The organism is Pseudomonas saxonica (assembly GCF_007858365.1).
In the GTDB taxonomy this organism is placed as follows: Bacteria; Pseudomonadota; Gammaproteobacteria; order Pseudomonadales; family Pseudomonadaceae; genus Aquipseudomonas; species Aquipseudomonas saxonica.
Genome location: NZ_VFIO01000015.1, coordinates 57,728 through 78,719 on the forward strand (window position 1 = coordinate 57,728; position 20,992 = coordinate 78,719).

Here is a 20,992-nt window from a genome sequence, read left to right on the forward strand (position 1 = left end):
TGATTATGAAAGTCCTGAGGGCCTAGCTCTGGCAAGGTGATTGTAGTGGTCAACTAATCCCGGACACGACGTTAAGTTTTTCCTCGGCCCGCGCTGGCGCCATTCCAACGTTGAATTGGTGTGGCCAAATCCAGTTGTAGCGATGCATCAAAAAATGGCTGATATCGCGCTGTGCTTTCTGCGCAGCCCGATAGCCCACGGTCGGCATCCATTCTGTTTTCAAGTTGCGAAATACGCGCTCCATCGGTTCATTATCCCAGCAGTTTCCTCGTCGACTCATGCTTTGGCGCATGCGGTATCGCCACAGCCGCAGGCGAAAGAGTCGGCTTGCATATTGCGATCCTTGGTCTGAATGGAATAGCAGATCTGAAGTCCTGCCACGCTGCTCGTAAGCCATATCCAGCGCTTTGATCACCAGCTCCGCGTCTGGCTTTTCCGACAGCGCCCACCGCAAGATCCGATGCGTACAAAGATCCATGACGACAGCCAGGTAATGTCACTTTCCATGCGCACCAATGTATGTGATATCGCCGCACCAGACTTGACAGGGTGCTGGCACGTCGAACTCGCGGTTCAATGTGTTCGGGATATCCAGAGTATTGATTTCTCTCGCTCAAGCCGAGCAATCCGGGCTTCCTGCTCCTGAATTTTTTGCTGTTCCGGAGTCAGTGGTTTGCTCTGCGGGGTGACGCCTTTATGTTCTTTCTGAATCTGGTCAACCCAGCGACGCAATGCCGACTCACCAATGCCGAGTGAACGGCTGGCTTAGAAGTAGCTGTAGTTTTGTTTGAGCACGAGGACGGCAGCCTCGCGCTTGAATTCAGGAGTAAAGGAGCGGCGTTGTTTGGTCATCTGACACCTCGATCTGGCGAGCATTCTCGCCTAAATGGGTGTCCTGTTTCATCAGACCACTACATAATTCACTGCCTAAAGTTTGATGTTTAAAACTAAGCTGATTTTTATTTTCTACTTAACCCGCCTTGTGCGGGTTTTTTAATGCCTGGAGAAACCTATGAGTCAGACATCAGAGCGCGCAAACGCATCGCTGGCAGCATCATTTACACGGCACAAATACGCCTGATTCGTGAAGGGGCGCAAGTCTACCAAGAGAGTCAGACTTTCGCCCGTAAACTGGCCGCCCGGCATGGGGCTGTCAGGTCGATCGTCATGCAATGAGAGATGCCCGCAAGGTTTTGCGCAAGCTGGACTACAACATGCACAGACGTGAGCGTGACTGTCGCCCGGGGCTTGATGAGCAGGACATACCGCTCACGCACTTTCAAGGTATGTGTGCTTATCGTCGCAGCTCAATCAATAGGCTCAAGATGATCTCATTCGCGTTGTTCTCAACTCGACGTCAGGAAGAGATCACCCGCAGAGTGTGCAGATGCAAGCGTGCTAGGAACAAAGTCCTGAACCTGCATTGCAGACCAAGCAGTTACCAGTTTTCTTGCCGTTCCGTGCGCGGGGGAAGAATACGCAGTACCTGTACCTCGCCATGCATCAGCCTGTACGGCGCAATAAAAAGGAATTTGCCCAGAATCAGTTCCCGAACATCTGGCGTCTGTGATGGGCGTCCGAGGCCGGTGAAAGTTTCCAATTGCTCCAGCGCTTCAATGATCTGGAAAAGTACGACATCGGCTGCAACAGAGCCTAAGCGTGATTCGTAGTACTCGTAAATCGAGTCGAGATCACTGCTCGCTTTGTCCGTCAACGCGATGTTTGGCACGATTCACCCATTTGGTTTTGATGGTTTTAAGGTCGGTCAGGTGGCCTGCGTTAGCGTCGGCTATACCTTCGGCAATGGCCTTGATGTGCCAGGACTCAGCCTCGACGTAGCGAGCCAGGGCGCGTTTGAGGTGGTATTGGCGATCGCGATCCGTAGCTTCGGACAGCTGATCAAGCTGTTCCACCAGCGTCGGTTCGACACGGAATGACAGCACTGGAGAAGCCATGATGTTGCCCTCGTGAGGTGTATACATAGTTTTCTGTGGTTTTCACTGTATACGCTAATTTTTGAGTGGAACCTTCCTTTATCGACTGACCTGACGAGCGTCTATTTGCAGTCGTGATCAGGACGTACTCACCGAAATCACTGCCTTGAGCATCGACAAGAACAGGTTGGCCGGAGATCTTTTTGTTGACGATTTCTTTAGTGCCCGGTGAGCCATGGGTATACGTAGAGGTGATGAATGTTTTAGCCCCTTTTTGGTAGCCAACCATTACCGGGGCTCTTATCCAATGTAAGAGAAAACGGCGTAATCGGAGCCATTGAATGAAAATCCAGCGACTTCTTTCATTCCCATTTTTAGGTGAGCACGAAGCGACGCCTCATTGTCTGTACGGATGAAAAGAACGCCCTCACGGCCCGGTTCCAGACGTCTGAGGTCTGCAAACAGTTTCTGGGCCAGGCCTTTGCCGCGCTCTTGTTCGCCAACACAGATTGGGCCATAGACATAGGCATCAGGTGCTCCGTGATAGGCAGCGAACATCGCCTGTACGATGGGGAGATCGGCATTCATGGCCCGACTGGTCGTCATCAGAAATGCGGTCACACGCTCGCCACGTCGCGAAACAATCAGAGGCATTTCCTTCATCATATCCATCACGCGAGATCGAGGCAGGCTTGCAGAAAGTGAGCCTCCCCGTGCTGCCTGATTCTCGGCCTGAAGCTCTAGAATGCCGTCCAGGTCGGAATCGGTGGCCCTGGTTACAATGGTTTCATGATTCGTCATTCGACATATCTCTGTGAGCTATCAGGGGACTGCGTTACTGGGTGCTTTTCAGGATAGTAATAATTGCCGAGGTGATCTGCACGCTACGATCTGCCGCCCCAAGGGGGCAGTCACTGTTTGAACTGGAGAGGGCATACCCAGAGGGCGCCAGTTTTTTACTGCATCGCGGCTGGAGCTGGGTGCTCATGTTGAATCAACGCTCTTCTCAGAACCTCATGGCTCGCAGGGGATGAGCAAACGCTCGATAAGGTGGCGCAACGTGTCACGCTCGGCAGTGCTCAGCTCTTGTGTGAGCACTCGCTCGACGTTGTCTACTCGGGGCTTGAGCTCAGCCAGCAACGCTCGCCCCGTTGTTGTCAGGAACAGGGTGTTGCGGCGTTTGTCATGGGGGTCGCTGATCCGTTCGACCAGGCCGTTACGTACCATGCGCGCAGCCAGTTCGGCGATGGTGGAACGGTCAAGGTCAAGCTCATCGCCCAATTCGCGCTGACTGACGCCAGGACGTTGCTCAAGCACCAGCAGGACTGCGTATTGCACGCTGGTGACGTCAGTGGAGACTTCGCGCATCCAGATTGCAACGTGACGCTGTTGTGCGCGACGTATCAAGCTACCGGTGTGCGCGAGAATCCTGGGTGAGTTGTCAGTCGGCACGATGGGGCCTTAATTAGTGAGTGATCAAAACGGGTTCAAAGAATGCCTCCAGTTCGGTGTATCCGTCCAGTGCAAGGACATGCGCCACATACTGATCCGGCCGCACCAGTACCAGTGCGCCGCGTTGACGATCAATGCCGCGCAATTCAAAGATGTTGGCCTGTGGGTCAACGCTGAACGCTTTCTCGTAGTCAATCAGGTCAAGACTTCCTTTGCGTGGCAACAAGAGTGAGGGCAGTTGCTCGACGTTAAGTTCTCGGTGCCCTTGCTGATAAACGGCGCGTACATCAAGCACGCTGTCGAGATCTGCGCCCGGGGCGGTGAATCTGCGAACAGGCGAGTCAGGATGGTGCTCCAGATAGTCGCACAGCGCGTGCAATGCCTCACCTGAGGCATCGGCAAAGGCGAAAAGCCTCCATCGGCCGTCGGCGGTTACCGTGTGACCTAATTGCATGGGACGTGCGTCGGCCACACGAATCACCGGTGCCGAGTGAAAACGGGTGCCGATGAGCAGACCGCTGGCGAGTGCTTGCCAAGTGCCGAGCCCGGTCAAAGGGCCTGGCCGATAACGGGTAGCGACCCCCGCCGTGTATTTGCCTGCTTGCACAAAATAGGCTTGCAACGCTGCCGGATCTATACCCCCGGCGGTGGGGTCAAGCGGGTCTTTTGGGCGCGCACCGATCATGGCTGACCATTCCTTGTCGAAGCCGATCAATTCTTGAGCCACTGGCTGACGCTCTTGTGAATAACTGGCCAGCAGTGAGCAGGGGCTACGGCCTTCAAGCACGGCCGCGATTTTCCAGCCCAGGTTGAACGCATCCTGCATCGAGACGTTCATGCCTTGTCCGGCTTTTGCGCTGTGGGTGTGACAGGCGTCGCCCGCGATGAATATACGCGGTTCGCGGTGTGTGCCTGCCGCGTCAACGGCGTCATCGAATCGCTCCGTCAGGCGCTGACCCACTTCGTATACGGAACACCAGACGACATTTTTCACGTCCAATGTGTAGGGCTGCAAGATGCGTTGTGCCGTTTCGATCAGTTGTTCGGCGCTGGTTTCACGGATCGCTGCGCGGTTCTCTTCGGTGACTACACCCAGATCGACGTACATGCGAACCAGATGCCCACCTTCGCGTGGAATGAATAGCAGGTTGCCGGCGTCAGCTGATTGAATGGCCACCTTGAGCCGAATATCGGGGAAGTCCGACACGGCCAGCATGTCCATAACGCCCCAGGCATGGTTGGCGGCGTCACCGCGCAATTGCTGACCAATAGCCGTGCGTACCTTGCTGCGCGCTCCGTCGCAGCCGACCAGATAGCGAGTGCGAATTTTCACCGTCTGCCCGGTGTCGGTGCGTTTCAGCGTCGCCAGAACGGGGTGTGTTGAATGTTCATCGCGGATGACGTCGACCAATTCCAGGTTGTAATCGGGTTCCAGCCGTTGCGGCAACTTGAGCATGCTATCGAGCAGGTAGTCCTGGATGCGGGCCTGATTGACGATGACGTGGGGAAACTCCGAAAGGCCATCCTCGGTATCCAACACACGACCGGTGCGTTCGATGCGCTGTCGGTCGTCCGCCTTGGGCCTCCAGAATGCGGTTTCATTGACCCAGCAGGCTTCGCGCAGCAGTTTTTCGGCGAGGCCAAACGCATGGAACATTTCAACGGTTCGGCAGGCGATTCCGTCAGCCTGCCCCAATTGCAATCGACCCTCACGGCGCTCGACTACACGGGTTGCTATGCTTGGGAATCTGGCCAGTTGTGCCGCCAGCAGTAAACCCGCCGGGCCACTGCCGACGATGAGTACATCCACGGTTTCTGGCAGCAGGAGAGGCGGGAGTGCAGCATGAAGTTCCGGGTCGCCCGACTGGAACCCGTTGAGGTGGAATTGCATGGCGTTATTCCTTGTTGTTATTAGTGGAGTAAGACGCTGCCATACAATATGCTCAGTATACGAACTATTACAACCCCCCGACGTTCGTTGAACCAAACGCACATTTGGGGTCTACAACCGGTAGAAATTTCCTTTTGAGAGTATTGATATGTTCAGTTCACGTTCTTTGATGACTGCATTGACTTGCCTGGCGCTTGCCTGCGGTTCAGTGACTGCTCTGGCTGATCCTGGAAACGGCAATGGACCGGGTAATGGTTTCGACAAAGGGAACCCGCAAGGTCAGCAGGGGCAAAAACCTCAAGACATGCATCAGGGCAAGCCAGGCGGTAATCAGCAGCAAGGCATGCCTCAAGGCAAGCCAGGCGGCAATCAGTCGCAAGGCAAGCATCCAGAAGGGAAGGCACACAACAAGGGGCCAAGCGTTAACCGCCAGCATGCGTTGGGCATCGTGGGTCAACATCGCGATTACTGGAGTCCTGGCCCTGCATTGCCGCCGGGTGTTCAAAAGAACCTTGCACGGGGCAAGCCACTGCCACCGGGTATCGGCAAAAAACTCGACGGTCGTCTGGCCAAACAATTGCCTCACTATGAAGGCTATGAGTGGCGTCAGGCAGGGACTGACTTGATTCTGGTGTCTTTGGCCAGCGGCATCATCTATGAAGTGCTTAATGGCGCATTCCATTAAGCGCTGTAGGTCATAGACGATACCTCTGCGAGGATTACTGGCTAACAGGCGCGTGCGGATGGCGACTCGGGAAATGTTTCTCATAGGCCCGACAGACCCTGAGCACTGCGTCATCGGCAAATCGTGCGCCGACCACTTGCAAGCCGACCGGCAAGCCGTTCTGGGCCAGACCACAGGGCACTGACGCGGCAGGTTGTTGAGTCAGGTTGAAGGGGTAGCTGAAGGGCGTCCAGTGCATCCATTCGCTGTAGTGCGAATCGGGTGGCACGTTATGCCCGGCCGCAAACGCGGTGATGGGCAGCATCGGTGTCACCAGAATATCGTAGCGTTGATGGAATTCGCTCATCTGCGCCACGAGCGCGGCGCGGGCCTCAAGGGCGCTGCTGTAGTCGCTGAGGCTGATGCCTTGGCCCAGTGCGGCAATGCGTTGCAAGCCCGGATCGAGCAGGTCGCGTTGGGCACTGTCCAGTTGCCCGGCCAGACGCGCTGCGCCGGCAAACCATAACGTATTGAACGTATCCAGCGGATCACTGAAGCCCGGGTCAACGTGCTCGACTTCTGCGCCCAGTTCACTCAGCCGCGCCACCGCACGCGCGATGACGACAGCCACCTGCGGATCGACTTTGATGTGGCCCAAGTCGGCACTGTAAGCAATGCGCAGTCCCTTGAGACTGTGCTCTGCGGGTAACCACGGTGTGGTTCGCGGTGCGCCGATCAGGCCATCGCGGGCATCCGGTCGGGCGACGGTTTGCAGCATCAACACGGCATCCTCGACAGTGCGGGTCATCGGCCCCAGATGCGAGAGGATGGTCATTGAGCTGGAAGGCCATTGCGGCACATAGCCAAAGGTCGGTTTGATCCCGAAAGTGCCAGTGAAGGCACAGGGAATGCGGATCGAGCCTCCAGCATCGCTGCCCTGATGCAAAACCCCCAGGTTGAGGGACGCAGCGGCCGCCGCACCGCCAGACGAGCCGCCTGCCGTCATGCGGGTGTCCCACGGGTTGCGGGTGATGCCATACAGCGGGTTGTCCGTGACGCCTTTCCAGCCAAATTCCGGGGTGGTGGTTTTGCCCAGCAACACGGCTCCGGCTTGGCGCATAAAAGCGGTGAACGGTGCATCCACGTCCCACGGGCCTTGTGCCGAGGTGGTTCGTGAGCCTTTACGCGTGGGCATGCCCTGGGTCAGCGTCAGGTCTTTGATGGAAGCCGGAACACCATCCAGAGCGCCGCAGGGTTCGCCTTTAAGCCAGCGTTGTTCCGAGGCGCGGGCAGCGCGCAGTGCACCGTCGGCATCAATATGGCAGTAAGCGTTGACCAGCGGATTGAAGCGTTCGATACGTTCCAGCGCATCTTCAGTCACGTCCACCGGTGACAGGCTTTTATCGCGGTAGCGGCCCAGCAATTCAACGGCGCTCATTTGGCCTATGTCAGTCGGCTGGCTCATTTTTCTTGCCCCCCCTGCGCCGCATTGACCATGGCCCGCAGCAGCACGGCGCAGCCATCGGCCAGATCCTGCGGTGCGGCATTTTCAATTTCGTTATGGCTGATACCGCCTTCGCACGGCACGAAAATCATACCGGCGGGGCCCAGTTCAGCGACGAAGATAGCGTCGTGCCCGGCACCGCTGACAATCTCCATATGGCTAAGCCCCAACTGCTGCGCGCCTTTGCGCACGGCATCGACACACGCAGGGTCGAAGTCCAGTGGCGGGAAGTCGGCGGTGGGCGTCAACGTGTAGCTCAAACCGTGGGCGGTGCTGGCGTCTTCAATGGCGTTGCGCACTTCATCGACCATGGCTTGCAGCTGATCTTCATGCAGGTGACGCAGGTCGATGGTCATGTGCACCTGACCGGGGATGACATTGCGCGAGCCGGGGTGCAGGGTCAGGCAGCCGACGGTGCCGCAGGCGTGTGGCTGATGGTGCAGGGCAATGCGGTTGACCGCGCTGACGACGTGCGCGGCCCCGACCAGTGCATCCTTGCGCAGGTGCATCGGGGTCGGCCCGGCGTGGGCCTCGACGCCAGACAAGGTCAGGTCAAACCATTTTTGCCCCAGGCAACCCATCACCACGCCAATGGTGATGGCCTGGTCTTCCAGCACCGGGCCTTGCTCGATATGGGCTTCAAAATACGCGCCCACGGGATGCCCCGGCACCGCACGGCTGCCGGCGTAGCCAATGCGCTGTAACTCGGCGCCGACCGAGACGCCTTGTTCATCCTGTTTGTCGAGGGTGTCTTGGAGGTCAAATTTGCCGGCGAACACCCCGGAACCCATCATGCACGGCGGGAAACGCGAACCTTCTTCGTTAGTCCACACCACGACCTCGATGGGCGCCTCGGTGACGATATTCAAATCATTGAGAGTACGGATCACTTCCAGCCCGGCCATGACCCCGTAACAACCGTCGAACTTTCCGCCCGTGGGCTGGGTGTCGATATGGCTGCCCGTCATGACCGGCGCCAGGTCGGGTTGACGCCCGGCGCGGCGCGCGAAGATATTGCCGATGGCGTCAACACTGACGGTGCAACCGGCGTCTTCACACCAGCGCACAAACAAATCCCGGGCCTGGCGGTCAAGGTCAGTGAGGGCCAGACGGCAAACCCCGCCCTTGGCCGTGGCGCCGAGTTGCGCGAGATCCATCAATGACTGCCACAAACGCTCACGGTTAATCAGCGGCGCGTTGCTGTTAAACACATTGGACAGGGCGATAGGACTGTTCATGACGAGTGTTCTCCTTCAGGCGCTCAGGGCCAGATAACGATTTTTGATGGTCGGGTCGGCACGAAACTCGGCAGCGCTGCCTTCGTACACCACACGGCCTTGTTCGAGTACGTAATGGCGGTCGGCAAGTGCGTCGCAGACCTTCAGGTTCTGCTCCACCAACAGCACGGGCAGGCCGTCTTCCTTGATCGTGCGCAAAATCTTCACCAGCTCATCGACAATCACCGGCGCCAGCCCCTCGGTAGGTTCATCGAGGATCAACAGCTTGGGGTCGTTGACCAGTGCCCGGGCGATGGCGAGCATTTGCTGTTCGCCGCCGGACAACGCATGGCCCGCATTTTTGCGCCGCTCCTTGAGGCGCGGGAACATCGCGTAGACATCCTCCAGTTGCCAGCGGCTGCTTTTGCGCTGGGCGATGCGCAGGTTTTCCTCAACGCTGAGCAAGCGGAAAATGCCGCGATGCTCCGGCACCAAGGCGAGCCCCTCGCGGGCAATCTCAAAGACCTTGCGCCCGACCATGTCTTGACCGTTGAAGCGCACCTGGCCCTGGCGCGGGCAGATAATCCCCAGAATGCTGCGCAACGTGGTGGTCTTGCCCGCACCGTTGCGCCCGAGCAACGTCACCAGCTCCCCCGGATTGACCTGTAACGAAACGCCTTCAAGGACGTGGCTCTTGTCGTAGTAGGAATGGATAGTGTCGACAGTCAGCATCAGGCGGCTTCTCCCAGGTAGGCGGTGCGTACACGTTCATCGGCGCGGACAAATTCAGGTGTGCCTTCGACCAGAATCTGGCCTTGGCTCATCACAGTGATGCGCTGGCTGATGGACATGACAATGCTCATGTTGTGTTCAATCAGCAGCACGGTGTGGTCGCGTCCCAGGTCGCTGATCAGTTGGGTCATGATCGGAATGTCGTCGATGCCCATGCCCGAGGTCGGCTCGTCGAGCATCAGCAACTTGGGTTTGGAGCAGATCGACATGCCCACTTCGAGCACCCGCTGTTGGCCGTGAGACAGCTCTCCGGCCAGGGTGTTGGCGCGTTGAGTCAGTTGCAGGCGTTCGAGCACCTGATCGGCCATGTCGTGGTGCTGGCGGCGGCTGTCCACGTGTCGCCAGAAATTAAGGGCGCCCAGTCCATCCCGGCCTTGGGCCGCCAGACGCAAGTTCTCGCGCACACTGAGGTTCTGAAACAGGCTGGTGAGCTGGAATGAGCGGGCCATGCCCAGCGCAACGCGGCCGTGGGAGGGCTTTTTAATGATGTTCTTGCCATCAAACACAATGGCACCGCCAGTGGCCTGACGCTCTCCGGTCAAACAGTGGAACAGGCTGGTCTTGCCTGCGCCGTTAGGGCCTATCACGGTGTGAATGGTGCCTTGCTCGACCTTCAGGTTGACGCCGTTGACCGCATTGAATGCGCCGTAGGCCAGTTGCAGGTTTTCGGTTTGCAGCAGGGGCTGTGGCGCGCTCATGGCTGTTCCTCCTGAAGGGGCTGTTGGCTTTTACGCGAGCCCTTGATCCGTTCAAACAGGGTCGACAATCCGCCCCACAAACCGCCGCGCATAAACACCACCACCAGAATCAAAATGACCCCCAGCAGCATCAGCCAGCGTGGCCACAAGTCAGACAGGAAATCGCCCAGTAACACGATGGTGCCTGCACCCAGCAAGGAGCCGAACAACGACCCGGTGCCGCCGACAATGGTCATGATCAGAATGTTCTCCGACATGGCGAGGTCGATGTTGGACAGTGGGACAAAATGCAACAGCATGGCGTAGAGCGCCCCGGCCACTCCGGTGACGGCGCCGGACAACATAAACACCAGAATCTTGAAGTGCCGGGTGTCATAGCCGATGGCGGCGGCGCGGGTTTCGTTTTCGCGGATGGCCATTAACGTGCTGCCGAAAGGCGACGTAATCACCCGGCGGGCGCCGATAAAAATCAGCAGGAACAGCACGGCGACAAAGCCGTAGAAATAGCGTGCGTCACTGAGGGACAACAGTACGGTATCGCCGATGCGAATTTCGGGGCGGGGCACGTCCAGCAGGCCGTTGTCGCCGCCGGTCCAGTCGCTCAGGGTATAGGTCAGGAAATAAGCCATCTGGCTGAAGGCCAGCGTCAGCATCACGAAATAAATACCGGTTCGGCGGATGGCCAGCGCGCCCACCAGAAACGCCAGAAAGGCGCCCACCAGCGCGGCACCGAGCAAGGCACTGAACAGGCCCAGATGCAGGTGAATCATCAGCAAGGCCGCGCAGTAAGAACCGGCACCAAAGAAAATGCCTTGGCCGAATGACAGCAAGCCGGTGTAGCCCAGCAGCAGGTTGCAGGCCAGTGCAGCCATGGCGAAGATCAGGATTTCAGTGGCCAGAGTGGCCGAGGGCAGCACCAGCGGCAGGCCGATCAAGACCGCAACCACCAACAGCAGCATGGAGCGCGACTGGGTTTTGGCGAAGGGCAGGGGGTTTTTCTCATTCATGTCAGGCTCTCCCGAACAGGCCATAAGGGCGCAGCAGAATCACCACGGCCATTGCGCCGTAGATCATCAGGCTGGCGCCCTGAGGCCAGATAGTTGTCATCAGGCTTTGCACCACGCCCACCAGCAAACCGCCGACCAGCGCACCACTGAACGAACCCATGCCGCCGATGACTACGACCACAAAGGCCACACCCAAAATTTCCGGGCCCACGAAGGGCTGCGCACCGCGTAATGGCGCGAACAGCACACCGGCAATCCCGGCTAGACCCGCGCCAAGCGCGAAGGTCATGGAAAACAGGCGAAAAATATTGGTGCCAAGCAGGGAGACGGTTTCGGTGCTTTCGCTGCCCGCGCGAACCAACGCGCCAAAACGTGTGCGCTCCAGCAGCAGCCACAGGGCGAAACCGATCAGCGCCGAGAAGGCGATCAGGAACAAGCGGTAGTAGGGGTACACGAAGTCACCGATCACCAGCACGCCACGCAGCAGCTGTGGCACGGCCACGCTTTTACCTACCGGGCCCCAGATCATCACGCTGGCTTCCTGAATGATCAGGGCAATACCCAGCGTCACCAGAATCTGGAACTATTCCATAAGTTGGATCCCTGGGTAGAATCGCTTAACAAAAACAAGGTTGACAAGTAGCGATTGTAAACTAACGCATAACATATAGGATTGACTGATTCATCAGGGGGGCGAATGTCCTATACCAATCCGCGTCACGAGGGTCGTCTGATTCTCATCCAAAATTTGCAGGATGCCTTCGCTATCCTGCATGTCAGTGAAATGCCACGCGGCTCTATTGAGTCAGCGCTTGAAGGGGCTGAATCCAACCTGCTTTATAGATGCGATGAAGTCGGTTCAGGGAATGACCGTGACCTGTTCAATTTCCCATTTTTGTTTAGTGCTAATGGCAACCCTTGGCACGAAGCGAACGACTACTTGCTGAGCCTCATGCGTGATAGGGCCTCTGCAAGTCGACGCACTGATGATGTTAGGCGCCGTGCCAGCAAACTGTTGGATTACCTCCTGTTCTGTGAGGATAACAATCTGGATTGGCTCGACTTTTCCGGTGCCCGTCCTCCGCTTCGCCCGACCTACAAATACTTTTATCACCTGATTAACGAAGGCCGTCGCAGTAATCAGGTCATCAATCAATATACCGCTGCTGTTTATCACTTTTATAAGTACGTTTCCGAGCATTGGCATTACCTCGACATAAAGCGTGTTGATACGATCAAGCAAGTACGGTTTATCGTGCAGAGCCCAAAAGGCGCGAAAATCATCGATGCTGAAAAGCGCAGCCAAACGCGGCGCACGCCGCCTAGTAGCTCCGTGCCATTGGGATTCGTGCGTGAAGATGGCGAGGATCTTCGACCACTTTCCAATCTTGAGTTGGGCGCGCTTTTGGAGACTATTAATGGAAATAAATGGTCAACCATTGAGCGGTTGATTCTTCTCATTTCTCTTATGACTGGAGCTCGTAAGCAAAGCGTTTTGACCATACGCTTGAGGCATTTGAAAGGATTTACAGAAGAAAAACTAGTGCCTGAAGGTGCCTATAAATTGCATGCCGGTCCGCGCACAGGAATTGATACCAAATTTGACAAAGCTCAAGTTCTGTATGTTCCAAAGCAACTTGCTGAAGAGCTGGTCACGCTTGCCCGTAGTCCAGTTATGAGAAAGCGGCGGGAAAAATTCCGTGCTCAATTAGAGGTCAGTCACCCCGGTCTTTTTATAGAAGAGGACGATATGTATTTGTTTCTCTCTGATCAGGGCAATTGTTATTACATGGCTTCAAACGATCCGCGTTACACGATTGTTAGGTCGCCACAGACTGGGCAGGTAACGGAAACAATAAAGCGGAAATTGCAAAGTACAGCATCTAGCCGATTTCCCAAAGATTTTTCATATCACTGGCTGCGAGCGACTTTCGCCTATCAACTCTACCAGCGCCTGCAGCCATTGGTTCAAGAAGGCGTTTTGAGACCAGGAGAGGATATTGATTTTATTCAAAAACGTATGCACCACGAGTCTAGGGAAACGACTGAGAATTACCTGAAGTTATTTAGGATGACTCACGAAAAAGTAATTGCTCAAGAGGTGTGGGAAGAGAGGTTGTTTAACGGTAGCTACGAAGTGTTAAAGGTAACAGTTCAAGATGAATAGCTGTCAGCGGTTCGAGCATCGTCCCAATACGCGAATTATTACACCTGGTGAGTTGTCGCAAGAATTTTCCGAGCCTGAATTTTTGCGCCTGCAATTATCCTCTAAGGTAATGAAGAAGTCGCTGGATATAGGCAGCCTTGCATATTTCATTCGAGGCAAGAATGAGCGTGCCAGTGATAGTCGAGGTGTACCTGTTGTTACCTCATCGTTTGTTGAGGGACGCCGCGAAATGATTTTGAGGCTGATGGAGTCTTGGGTCGGTATACGTGATCATTCAGTCTTGAATTATTTCATTCGTACTGAATACCTAGTCAACTGGCTCAACGAAAGCGGCTATAAAGAGATTTTTGCAAGTGAGGTTCACGCTCAACAGGCGTATCGGGATTTTACTAAGCATTTGAATCATTGCATACACATGCAGCAGATGAAGCCTGTAACTGCATATAATTATCAAATTTCCGCAATTTCTGTAGTTGAGAATCTATATCCTGAAAGTAGCCACAAAATTCTATCGGGCGCTATCAGAATAAACCCTGGAAAAGGCTCGCCAGCACCAAGTGCTGATCACGTTGAGTTGTATAAGGATGTTTTTTTGGCAATTGCTCGGCAATGTGCCGATTTTGTAATTAATAATAAAAAATATCCATGTGTGATCAATGTTAGGGATTATGAGGTTGTTGTTTATCCATCAACCTGCGGTACAGTTGGGCCGTTTAAGGAAGGGCCGCCTGTTTACAATGCGGCAGAGCATCGTATATCAACTCTCGAGGAGTACATGGATGCTGCAGCCAGGCTTGGTCGACATGGCGTTGCAAAAAGAGATGCAAATAGGACTCTAGCTAAGGCTGAGCAGAATCTGGTTGTGGCAAACGGAGATGCACGTAATTGGCATCGGTTTGAGTTGGCTGGCCTTGCTGCGAAAGCCTATGCTGGGCTTTTCTTGCTGATTACAGGTGCTTCGCCGACCGAGTTTGGTCAGTTTTATTATGAGGACGCCCTAGAGGTTATAAAATCTCCGCTCAAGAAAGAGCTTTCTGCAGTCAAGTTTCGCGCAGGTGGAAAATCAAATTTTTATAATATTGGGCGGGAGAATGGTCTTCCGCTGCTAAAGGAGTACCTCAAGCTCCGCGAGTGGATTTTGAATGGCGAGCGACATGATCGATTGTTTTTCTCTTGGTCTAAAAATAGAAATAGTGGGGGTGTAACAGGTTTTGGCGAGCTTCCGGTTTCGGATGCCATGGGAAAGTTCTATAAGTCTATCCGTGGAGTCTTTCTTGGCCCGAATTTGCCGAGTCTTTCTCCGCGTAAAATGCGCAAGCACAAAAGCAACGAGTTGCACTTTGCTCGCATGTCGCCGTCCACGGTAGCGGCATCCTTAAATCACAGTGAGGAGGTTAATTTATCGACTTATGCAGTGGGGACGCCTGAACAGCAGCAAGTCGAGTTCGGTCAGTTCTGGGAGTCCATGCGGCATGCCGCCTATGTCCTTCGTGAGCGCAGTCAGAAGGCCGCAGAAATTATGATCGCAACAGCGGCAGGCCACTGCGACGGTTTCAACCAGCCGGCAGCGATAGCCGGTGCTGAAGCCCTTGTGAAGCCGAACTGCCGTACGCAATACGGCTGCTTGTACTGCGAGCATTATGTATGTCACAGCGATGAAGAAGACCTACACAAACTCCTGAGTTTGCAGTACGTGGTTAATGCTGTGCGCACAGTCGCTCCCGATTTTGCTCATGCTGAAACTCTTTTTAAAGAGTTGTCTATCCGAATCGAGTTTATCATCGACGCACTTAGTGAGCGCTCCGGTTCAGTGAAGCAAACAGCCGAAAAGGTTAAAGCTAAAGTTTTTGAGTACGGCGAGTTAACTGCGTTTTGGGAGGCACGTTTGAGTCGTTATGAAAAAATTGGGGTGGTATTTTGAGCGCTGTTGTTCTGTCGATAGGCAGTTTATATTCCAGTGGTCAGTTTCCTGCTACTAGTGAGCCAGATAATGCGGCGCAAATGTATGGCAAGCCTGCGCTAGATTTCGTTCTTTGCCGAGATGAGCACGGCAATGCAACGGCGGTATACGGTGAGCCTGTATGGGACTTTAATCCGTACAGGCTTAGTGCCAAGAAAATACGTAGAATACGCTTTGATACTATTTTCGACGATAGAAGCAATGAGCAGGAGGCACTGATCGAAGAAGTTAAGCATTTGTTGTATTGCCTGATTTATTTTGGTACTGGTGGGCGGCTCGGCACGCTCAGCGCGTCCACACTGTCAAATTATTTTGGCGTGTTGCGCATCGCTATGCAATTCTGCTTCGTGCAGGGGCAAAAGCCAATGGTTGGTGTGCTGTCCTTGCGCCAACTATTTACCGTTCCTGTGTATCTGGCGGCATTCATTCGCGAACGAAATGTTACTGGCAGTTTATGTGGGATTTTGAATCAGCTAGTTCATGTTGGGCAAGAGCGGCTTGGATACGTTGTTCTAAACCCTAATAGGTTCGATCTAAAAAGACCAAAGTCCAATCAACACCCTATAATTCCGACGCGAATATATTTAAATTTAATTAATATTGTCGGCGATCTGCTTGATCAAATTTACCAGGGTGTCGATTCTATCGAGTCATTTGTTTCGTCCTTCTCTGACGAGCATTATGGGATCAATATTAATACTCAGAAGTCTCGTGGGTTGGGCGGAAGAGCGAACTACCGATCCGATATGCAGCAAGCACTCAGAGAGCACGGTTTGGTCGAAGTTTTTGTCAATGATTTCATTTGCTCCCATAGAGCTAGCCTGCAACGTGTTCTGCTACAAATGCAGTATGTGGTAAAAACAGTTATTCATCTCTATACCGGTATGCGTGACCAAGAAGTTTTACGTATGAAGTATAACTGTTTGCGTGAAGAGGTCGTCATGGCGCCAGTCATTGATGACCATAATGTTGTACGCGATCGGCCGCAAACAGTTTGTGTGCTCTCGACTACTACGAAGTTTACAGGTTATAGGAAGCATGAGGCATGGTTCGCCTCAAGCGAAGTCGTCAAGGCTGTTGAAGTTGCCCAAGCTATTTGTCGTGGCCTCGCCAAGCTCTATAAACTCGAACCGAATGATGATTGTCTGCTTTTCCTTAATCCGTCAATTTTAAAATATAAGAAGGCTAATAATATTTCCGTTTCAGACTTTTATTCTTCGAGAAGGGAGCAGCTGAATATCCTTAGTACTTTGAAAATTCAAGTCGAGGATTTGCAAGAGTTGGCTCAGAGCGACCCTTCTCGTGACTTTTACAATGAACCAGATTTTGCAGTAGGCCAGCCCTGGCCGCTGACTAGCCATCAATTCCGGCGTTCTTTAGCGTTTTATGGAAGCAGTAGTGGCTTTCTTTCGCTGCCGACTCTACGAGCGCAGTTCAAGCATATGACCATTCAGATGGCGCGCTATTATGCGAATGGCTTCGATAACCTGCGTACCATTTTTGGCTACTATGACGAAAAGAAAAAAGACTTTGTGCTACCAAATAATCACTTTGCTTTTGATTTCCAAATGGCCATGCCGATGTCGGTGGCCAATCAGTTGATTGCAGATATGCTGTTCAAAGAAGAGCCGCTGTTTGGCGGCACTGGCTCGTACATGGAGAGGCAGAAAGAGCGTGTTAAAGCTGGCGAGATAAAGATTGAAGATATTCGTTCCGACACAGAACTTCGGGTGAAAAATGGTGAAATTAGCTACCGGCCAACGCTGCTCGGCGGTTGCACCAAGGTGGGCCGCTGTGATTCCTTCATGCTGGGTGACTATACCGAATGTTTGTCCTGCGAGGGTGCGATCATCAAGCCCGCCAAGTTAAGTGCGGCCATTGAGGATGCTAAAAACGAATTGTCAAACTACGCAGAAGATTCAGGCGAATATCAAATTGTGACGGGTGATATTGAGCGCCTAATGGCTTTCAAGGCTCGCCAAATCGACACGGTGGAGCTTTAGTCATGAAGCCTAGTGAAGGATTAAGAAAGGGAGTTGGTGCCTGTGAGGAAGCGTTGCAACGCCTACTCGATGGGAAGCCTTTTGTACCCGAGCATGTAGGGCTAGACCTATCCAAACTTACCGCGAGCATCGTCAGCCTTGAGGCTGGATTTGACCGTGGTTATCTGAAGAAGTCTCGCAGAGCACATTTTCCCATACTCGCAAAGATCGAGGCTTGTCGTGCTGAGGCTAACAAGGGCTCCGGCTCATCAAATGGTAAAAATATTAAGCGTTTGGAAGATAAAGTTGACCTTTTAGAAAAAGAGCTAGCGATGGTCAGTTCGCAGCGTGATCGAGTGCTTACACAGAACCTCCAGCTTTGGGAGCGTGTGAGAGAGCTGGAGCTAGCGGAGCGTCAGAACAAGTCGCGCCAGGTTCGGCTGCATCATTGATAGAATTGCGCCTCCCCCCCCCGACAGCATCACCAGCGTCGGGCTAAATTTTAGCTAGAAGTCTGGATAATGACACCAGGGCTAATAGCATTGGCAATCTCAAGCCTTCTTGAGCGCCAGGGTCGATCAGGTGGGCTGCAGCTCTGACACCTGAGGCAGTAGGCCGGATGGATCGCATGCAAGCACGCTTGCGATGCGATACAGCTTCTCGACGGTAATGTTTACTTCACCACGCTCGATGCGCCCCATATAGCTGCGGTCGATATTGCAGGCCAGCGGCAACAAGCAGGGGTTATGGTTGGCGCCCGGTATGAAGTCCGAGCGTGTCGATCAACCAGGCGACTTGAGCTGCTCCCATGTGGTGGAAAGGAAGCAGAAAGGGCGTTCACCGTCTCACGCCGTGAGCGCAATGGCGTCGTAGTGCCCCTGCTGGAGTTCCGCTCGCCTGACGTAACATCACATCACGTTACTGACCCAAGCCAGGTGCCCAAGCCTATGAAAACTAGCAATCGCGTTGTGATCGAGGTTGATCCTGCCCAAAAGCAGCAGATCTACGCCGCACTCAAGGCACGTGGGTTGACCATGCGCGAGTGGTTTCTGCAGCAGGTGAGCCAGGAACTTTCCATTCCCAAGCCCACCACCCCCTCCAGTCAGTCGAGCAACGATTAAGTAATTCTCAGGGAGTCGAGCAGATGCTCAAGACAGTCAAGCTGCGATGGAGGCACCGGGTTCAGAACACTCCTGAATGACCTGGGCCTTAAAAGATTTGCTGTAGGTACGGCGCTGAGGGGGCATGGAAAATCCGCTTGATGGGCCATGGCCTTCGGCGGCGGTGTCGGGAAGGTGTGTTGGCAGGACGGATACTGTTGAACTACGTTGTCTGGGGCAACGGAAGTGTTTCGGCCCGACTCTGGAACGCGATCCGCAGCGACGACTGGGCAATTCCGCACGTTGGCCTGAGCAGCCTCGGGGAAATCGTCGGCTGGGGGGTGGTATGACAGCGCGCCAGCAGGCGATCTTCACACTCGACGAGTTGGCTGCCTACTTGAAAGTCGGCAAGCGGACGCTTTACCGGCTCGCCTCGCACGGGGAGATTCCGGTCTTCAAGGTCGGCGGGACGTGGCGGTTTCGTCAAAGTGAAATCGAACGATGGATCAATGATCAGGTCCAAGCAGGCAGAAAGAAGGAGGTGATACGCACAGATGAGCAGCCAAAGTCAGCGGAACACTCCGTGTCGTCTGGGCGCGCTGTCCGTCGCCGCAGGCAAACGGAGCGAGCGAGAGTCTTCAATTTTTCTTCTGGAGGTGTGACATGGACATTGATTTCAAGAAATTGGCTCCCTGGAACTGGTTCAAGAAGGAGCAGGAAGAACAACAGAGCACTGCCTCGCTGCCGGTGCAGCGCAATGACCTGCCGGTGGCGGGTGGGCCCGTCAGTCCCATCCTGCAATTGCATCGCGAGATCGACCGCCTGTTCGACGACGCGTTTCGAGGCTTCGGTCTCCCGACGCTGGCCATGCCACGCTGGCCGTCGGACTGGCCGGGCCTGCTGAAGCCGGCGCTGGACATCCAGGAGACCGACAAGCAGTACAAGATCGCCCTGGAAGTACCCGGCGTCGAGGAAAAAGACATCCAGATCACGCTCGACAACGACGTGCTGATGGTGCGCGGTGAAAAGCGTCAGGAGCAGGAAACGAAAGACGGCGGTTTCCACCGGGTGGAGCGCTGCTACGGCAGCTTTCAGCGCGCTCTGAACCTGCCGACCGATGCCAACCAAGACACGATCAAGGCCGCTTTCAAGAACGGCGTACTCACGATCACGATGGAAAAGCGCGAGGCCAGTGCTCCCAAGCAGGGCCGCTCGATCCCGATCAACGGCTGACGCCGATCGGCTCGTCCTCCGAAAAAACCAGGTGAAGGTCGAGGCGCCGTGATCGGTGGCGCCTCGTCAAATCAATCTTTACAGGAGCATCAGCATGGCCAGAAAACAATGCCAAGTCTGCGGCCAGTCCGCCACGGTGCGGGTGGAAGCCAATCTCAATGGTCGCCACAGCACCATGCTGTTGTGTGACGATCACTATCGCCAACTGGCGCGCCAGCAAAAGCGCACCGTCTCGCCGCTGGAGGCTCTGTTTGGCTCGCGCAGCGGTTTGTTCGAAGACTTCCTCGGCAGCGACTTCTTCCGCATCGGTGACGATTCGCCGTCCATGGCGGCCGATACCGACGAGGTGGTCGATGCCTCGTTCGGCGAACCTGCCCCGGCTGCTACGGGTACAACGCGCCGGCGCGGCAGTGGGCTCGCCAGCCGTATCAGCGAACAGTCCGAGGCCCTATTGCAGGAGGCCGCCCGCCACGCTGCAGAGTTCGGGCGCGCCGAAGTCGATACCGAACACCTGCTGCTGGCGCTATCCGACAGCGACGTGGTCAAGACCATCCTGGGGCAGTTCAAGATCAAGGTCGATGACCTCAAGCGCCAGATCGAATCCGAAGCCAAGCGCGGCGACAAGCCGTTCGAGGGCGAGATCGGCGTGTCGCCCCGGGTCAAGGACGCGCTCAGCCGTGCTTTCGTGGCCTCCAATGAACTCGGCCACTCTTATGTCGGGCCGGAGCATTTCCTGATCGGGCTCGCCGAGGAAGGCGAAGGTTTGGCGGCCAACCTGCTGCGCCGTTACGGCCTCACGCCGCAAGCGCTGCGCCAGCAGGTAAGCAAGGTGGTCGGCAAAGGGGCCGAGGATGGCCGCGCCGAGACGCCGACCAACACGCCCGAGCTGGATAAATACTCGCGCGACCTCACCAAGATGGCGCGCGAGGGCAAACTCGATCCAGTCATCGGCCGTGCGCAGGAGATCGAGACCACTATCGAGGTGCTGGCCCGGCGCAAGAAAAACAACCCGGTGTTGATCGGTGAGCCCGGCGTCGGCAAGACCGCCATTGTCGAAGGGCTGGCGCAGCGGATGGTCGCCGGCGAAGTGCCCGAGACGCTGCGCGACAAGCGTCTGGTCGAACTCAACATCAACGCCATGGTGGCAGGCGCCAAGTACCGCGGCGAGTTCGAGGAGCGCGTGCAGAAGGTGCTCAAGGAAGTGACCGAGCACCAGGGCGAGCTGATTCTCTTCATCGACGAGGTGCACACCATCGTCGGTGCAGGCCAGGGTGGCGGCGAAGGCGGGCTGGACGTGGCCAACGTGTTCAAGCCGATGATGGCGCGCGGCGAGCTGAACCTGATCGGCGCCACCACGCTCAACGAGTATCAGAAGTACATCGAGAAGGACG

The 20,992-nt window shown here is 55.1% G+C and carries 19 protein-coding genes and 4 pseudogenes; 10 read left to right on the forward strand and 13 right to left on the reverse strand.

From position 1 onward, the window contains the following. Window positions 1-49 precede the first annotated feature (49 nt). Window positions 50-852: pseudogene (locus FJD38_RS22900) on the reverse strand (IS3 family transposase). A 144-nt stretch (window positions 853-996) separates the two neighbouring features. Here FJD38_RS22900 and FJD38_RS24910 point away from each other — a divergent pair. Then, window positions 997-1,376 (forward strand): annotated as a pseudogene (locus FJD38_RS24910) (site-specific integrase); the annotation flags it as partial. Between the two features lie 62 nt (window positions 1,377-1,438). Here FJD38_RS24910 and FJD38_RS22910 read toward each other — a convergent pair. From FJD38_RS22910 to FJD38_RS22935, 5 genes are all read right to left on the reverse strand, one after another. Further along, on the reverse strand, window positions 1,439-1,729 hold the full coding sequence (locus FJD38_RS22910) for a type II toxin-antitoxin system RelE/ParE family toxin (RefSeq protein ID WP_146387790.1): 291 nt from the start codon (window positions 1,727-1,729) through the stop codon (window positions 1,439-1,441). Continuing rightward, window positions 1,692-1,955: a CopG family ribbon-helix-helix protein gene (locus FJD38_RS22915; RefSeq protein WP_146387792.1), complete on the reverse strand. Its 264-nt coding sequence runs from the start codon at window positions 1,953-1,955 to the stop codon at window positions 1,692-1,694. The genes FJD38_RS22910 and FJD38_RS22915 overlap by 38 nt, the downstream gene beginning before the upstream one ends. A 279-nt stretch (window positions 1,956-2,234) precedes the next feature. Further along, a complete protein-coding gene (locus FJD38_RS22925) occupies window positions 2,235-2,735 on the reverse strand; it encodes a GNAT family N-acetyltransferase (RefSeq protein ID WP_208727539.1) in 501 nt (166 codons plus the stop codon). A 213-nt stretch (window positions 2,736-2,948) separates the two neighbouring features. Continuing rightward, window positions 2,949-3,386 carry a MarR family winged helix-turn-helix transcriptional regulator gene (locus FJD38_RS22930; RefSeq protein WP_208727540.1) on the reverse strand — a complete coding sequence of 146 codons (438 nt, stop codon included), beginning with the start codon at window positions 3,384-3,386 and terminating at the stop codon, window positions 2,949-2,951. Between the two features lie 13 nt (window positions 3,387-3,399). Next, window positions 3,400-5,277 carry an FAD-dependent monooxygenase gene (locus FJD38_RS22935; protein ID WP_146387796.1) on the reverse strand — a complete coding sequence of 626 codons (1,878 nt, stop codon included), beginning with the start codon at window positions 5,275-5,277 and terminating at the stop codon, window positions 3,400-3,402. Window positions 5,278-5,425: 148 nt separating this feature from the next. Here FJD38_RS22935 and FJD38_RS22940 point away from each other — a divergent pair, with 148 nt between their 5' ends. After that, entirely contained in the window at window positions 5,426-5,962 is a 537-nt protein-coding gene (locus FJD38_RS22940) for an anti-virulence regulator CigR family protein (protein ID WP_146387798.1), read from the forward strand. Window positions 5,963-5,996: 34 nt separating this feature from the next. On the opposite strand, the gene FJD38_RS22945 is transcribed toward FJD38_RS22940, so the two are convergent. From FJD38_RS22945 to FJD38_RS22970, 6 genes and pseudogenes are all read right to left on the reverse strand, one after another. Continuing rightward, window positions 5,997-7,406 (reverse strand): amidase, encoded by a 1,410-nt coding sequence (locus FJD38_RS22945; RefSeq protein ID WP_146387800.1) that lies wholly within the window; start codon window positions 7,404-7,406, stop codon window positions 5,997-5,999. After that, the gene (locus FJD38_RS22950) at window positions 7,403-8,683 is read right to left on the reverse strand and encodes a Zn-dependent hydrolase (protein WP_146387802.1); all 1,281 of its coding nucleotides are present in this window, start codon (window positions 8,681-8,683) and stop codon (window positions 7,403-7,405) included. Before FJD38_RS22950 ends, FJD38_RS22945 begins: the two co-directional genes overlap by 4 nt. 15 nt (window positions 8,684-8,698) lie before the next feature. Beyond that, a complete protein-coding gene (locus FJD38_RS22955) occupies window positions 8,699-9,394 on the reverse strand; it encodes an ABC transporter ATP-binding protein (protein WP_122784326.1) in 696 nt (231 codons plus the stop codon). Next, window positions 9,394-10,152 (reverse strand): ABC transporter ATP-binding protein, encoded by a 759-nt coding sequence (locus tag FJD38_RS22960; RefSeq protein ID WP_146387804.1) that lies wholly within the window; start codon window positions 10,150-10,152, stop codon window positions 9,394-9,396. The genes FJD38_RS22955 and FJD38_RS22960 overlap by 1 nt, the downstream gene beginning before the upstream one ends. Next, window positions 10,149-11,159: a branched-chain amino acid ABC transporter permease gene (locus FJD38_RS22965; RefSeq protein WP_146387806.1), complete on the reverse strand. Its 1,011-nt coding sequence runs from the start codon at window positions 11,157-11,159 to the stop codon at window positions 10,149-10,151. The genes FJD38_RS22960 and FJD38_RS22965 overlap by 4 nt, the downstream gene beginning before the upstream one ends. A gap of 1 nt (window position 11,160) precedes the next feature. Then, window positions 11,161-11,742, reverse strand: a pseudogene (locus tag FJD38_RS22970) (branched-chain amino acid ABC transporter permease); the annotation flags it as partial. Between the two features lie 114 nt (window positions 11,743-11,856). On the opposite strand from FJD38_RS22970, the gene FJD38_RS22975 reads away from it, so the two are divergent. From FJD38_RS22975 to FJD38_RS22990, 4 genes are read left to right on the forward strand one after another with little or no spacing between them, the layout of a single operon-like run. Further along, complete coding sequence (locus tag FJD38_RS22975) at window positions 11,857-13,326, forward strand: site-specific integrase (protein ID WP_048377365.1); 1,470 nt, start codon at window positions 11,857-11,859, stop codon at window positions 13,324-13,326. Further along, a complete protein-coding gene (locus tag FJD38_RS22980; protein ID WP_146387808.1) occupies window positions 13,319-15,247 on the forward strand; it encodes a hypothetical protein in 1,929 nt (642 codons plus the stop codon). The genes FJD38_RS22975 and FJD38_RS22980 overlap by 8 nt, the downstream gene beginning before the upstream one ends. After that, window positions 15,244-17,289, forward strand: coding sequence for a hypothetical protein (locus FJD38_RS22985; RefSeq protein WP_048377364.1), 2,046 nt, complete (start codon window positions 15,244-15,246; stop codon window positions 17,287-17,289). Before FJD38_RS22980 ends, FJD38_RS22985 begins: the two co-directional genes overlap by 4 nt. 2 nt (window positions 17,290-17,291) lie before the next feature. Next, window positions 17,292-17,720: a hypothetical protein gene (locus FJD38_RS22990; RefSeq protein ID WP_094987855.1), complete on the forward strand. Its 429-nt coding sequence runs from the start codon at window positions 17,292-17,294 to the stop codon at window positions 17,718-17,720. A 126-nt stretch (window positions 17,721-17,846) separates the two neighbouring features. Here FJD38_RS22990 and FJD38_RS22995 read toward each other — a convergent pair whose 3' ends face one another. Then, window positions 17,847-18,032, reverse strand: a complete 186-nt coding sequence (locus tag FJD38_RS22995) for a helix-turn-helix domain-containing protein (RefSeq protein ID WP_082149936.1) — start codon at window positions 18,030-18,032, stop codon at window positions 17,847-17,849. 183 nt (window positions 18,033-18,215) lie between these two features. Here FJD38_RS22995 and FJD38_RS24630 point away from each other — a divergent pair, with 183 nt between their 5' ends. The 4 genes and pseudogenes from FJD38_RS24630 to FJD38_RS23015 form a co-directional block, all read left to right on the forward strand. After that, window positions 18,216-18,389 (forward strand): hypothetical protein, encoded by a 174-nt coding sequence (locus FJD38_RS24630; RefSeq protein ID WP_162954805.1) that lies wholly within the window; start codon window positions 18,216-18,218, stop codon window positions 18,387-18,389. 325 nt (window positions 18,390-18,714) lie between these two features. Then, a pseudogene (locus FJD38_RS25205) lies at window positions 18,715-18,825 on the forward strand (helix-turn-helix transcriptional regulator); the annotation flags it as partial. Between the two features lie 206 nt (window positions 18,826-19,031). Then, entirely contained in the window at window positions 19,032-19,601 is a 570-nt protein-coding gene (locus FJD38_RS23010) for an Hsp20/alpha crystallin family protein (protein WP_094989995.1), read from the forward strand. A gap of 94 nt (window positions 19,602-19,695) precedes the next feature. After that, window positions 19,696-20,992 (forward strand): Clp protease N-terminal domain-containing protein (locus FJD38_RS23015; protein WP_048377741.1); only part of this gene is annotated, 1,297 nt, incomplete at its 3' end.

What these genes read in the sequence shown, in the direction of transcription:
- FJD38_RS23010 (WP_094989995.1), top strand. Translation starts at nt 19,032, where the DNA reads ATGGACATTGATTTCAAGAAATTGGCTCCCTGGAACTGGTTCAAGAAG.
- FJD38_RS22955 (WP_122784326.1), bottom strand. Translation starts at nt 9,394, where the DNA reads ATGCTGACTGTCGACACTATCCATTCCTACTACGACAAGAGCCACGTC.
- FJD38_RS22990 (WP_094987855.1), top strand. Translation starts at nt 17,292, where the DNA reads ATGAAGCCTAGTGAAGGATTAAGAAAGGGAGTTGGTGCCTGTGAGGAA.
- FJD38_RS22925 (WP_208727539.1), bottom strand. Translation starts at nt 2,735, where the DNA reads ATGACGAATCATGAAACCATTGTAACCAGGGCCACCGATTCCGACCTG.
- FJD38_RS22965 (WP_146387806.1), bottom strand. Translation starts at nt 11,159, where the DNA reads ATGAATGAGAAAAACCCCCTGCCCTTCGCCAAAACCCAGTCGCGCTCC.
- FJD38_RS22980 (WP_146387808.1), top strand. Translation starts at nt 13,319, where the DNA reads ATGAATAGCTGTCAGCGGTTCGAGCATCGTCCCAATACGCGAATTATT.
- FJD38_RS24630 (WP_162954805.1), top strand. Translation starts at nt 18,216, where the DNA reads ATGAAAACTAGCAATCGCGTTGTGATCGAGGTTGATCCTGCCCAAAAG.
- FJD38_RS22975 (WP_048377365.1), top strand. Translation starts at nt 11,857, where the DNA reads ATGTCCTATACCAATCCGCGTCACGAGGGTCGTCTGATTCTCATCCAA.
- FJD38_RS22945 (WP_146387800.1), bottom strand. Translation starts at nt 7,406, where the DNA reads ATGAGCCAGCCGACTGACATAGGCCAAATGAGCGCCGTTGAATTGCTG.
- FJD38_RS22960 (WP_146387804.1), bottom strand. Translation starts at nt 10,152, where the DNA reads ATGAGCGCGCCACAGCCCCTGCTGCAAACCGAAAACCTGCAACTGGCC.
- FJD38_RS22915 (WP_146387792.1), bottom strand. Translation starts at nt 1,955, where the DNA reads ATGGCTTCTCCAGTGCTGTCATTCCGTGTCGAACCGACGCTGGTGGAA.
- FJD38_RS22940 (WP_146387798.1), top strand. Translation starts at nt 5,426, where the DNA reads ATGTTCAGTTCACGTTCTTTGATGACTGCATTGACTTGCCTGGCGCTT.
- FJD38_RS22950 (WP_146387802.1), bottom strand. Translation starts at nt 8,683, where the DNA reads ATGAACAGTCCTATCGCCCTGTCCAATGTGTTTAACAGCAACGCGCCG.
- FJD38_RS22935 (WP_146387796.1), bottom strand. Translation starts at nt 5,277, where the DNA reads ATGCAATTCCACCTCAACGGGTTCCAGTCGGGCGACCCGGAACTTCAT.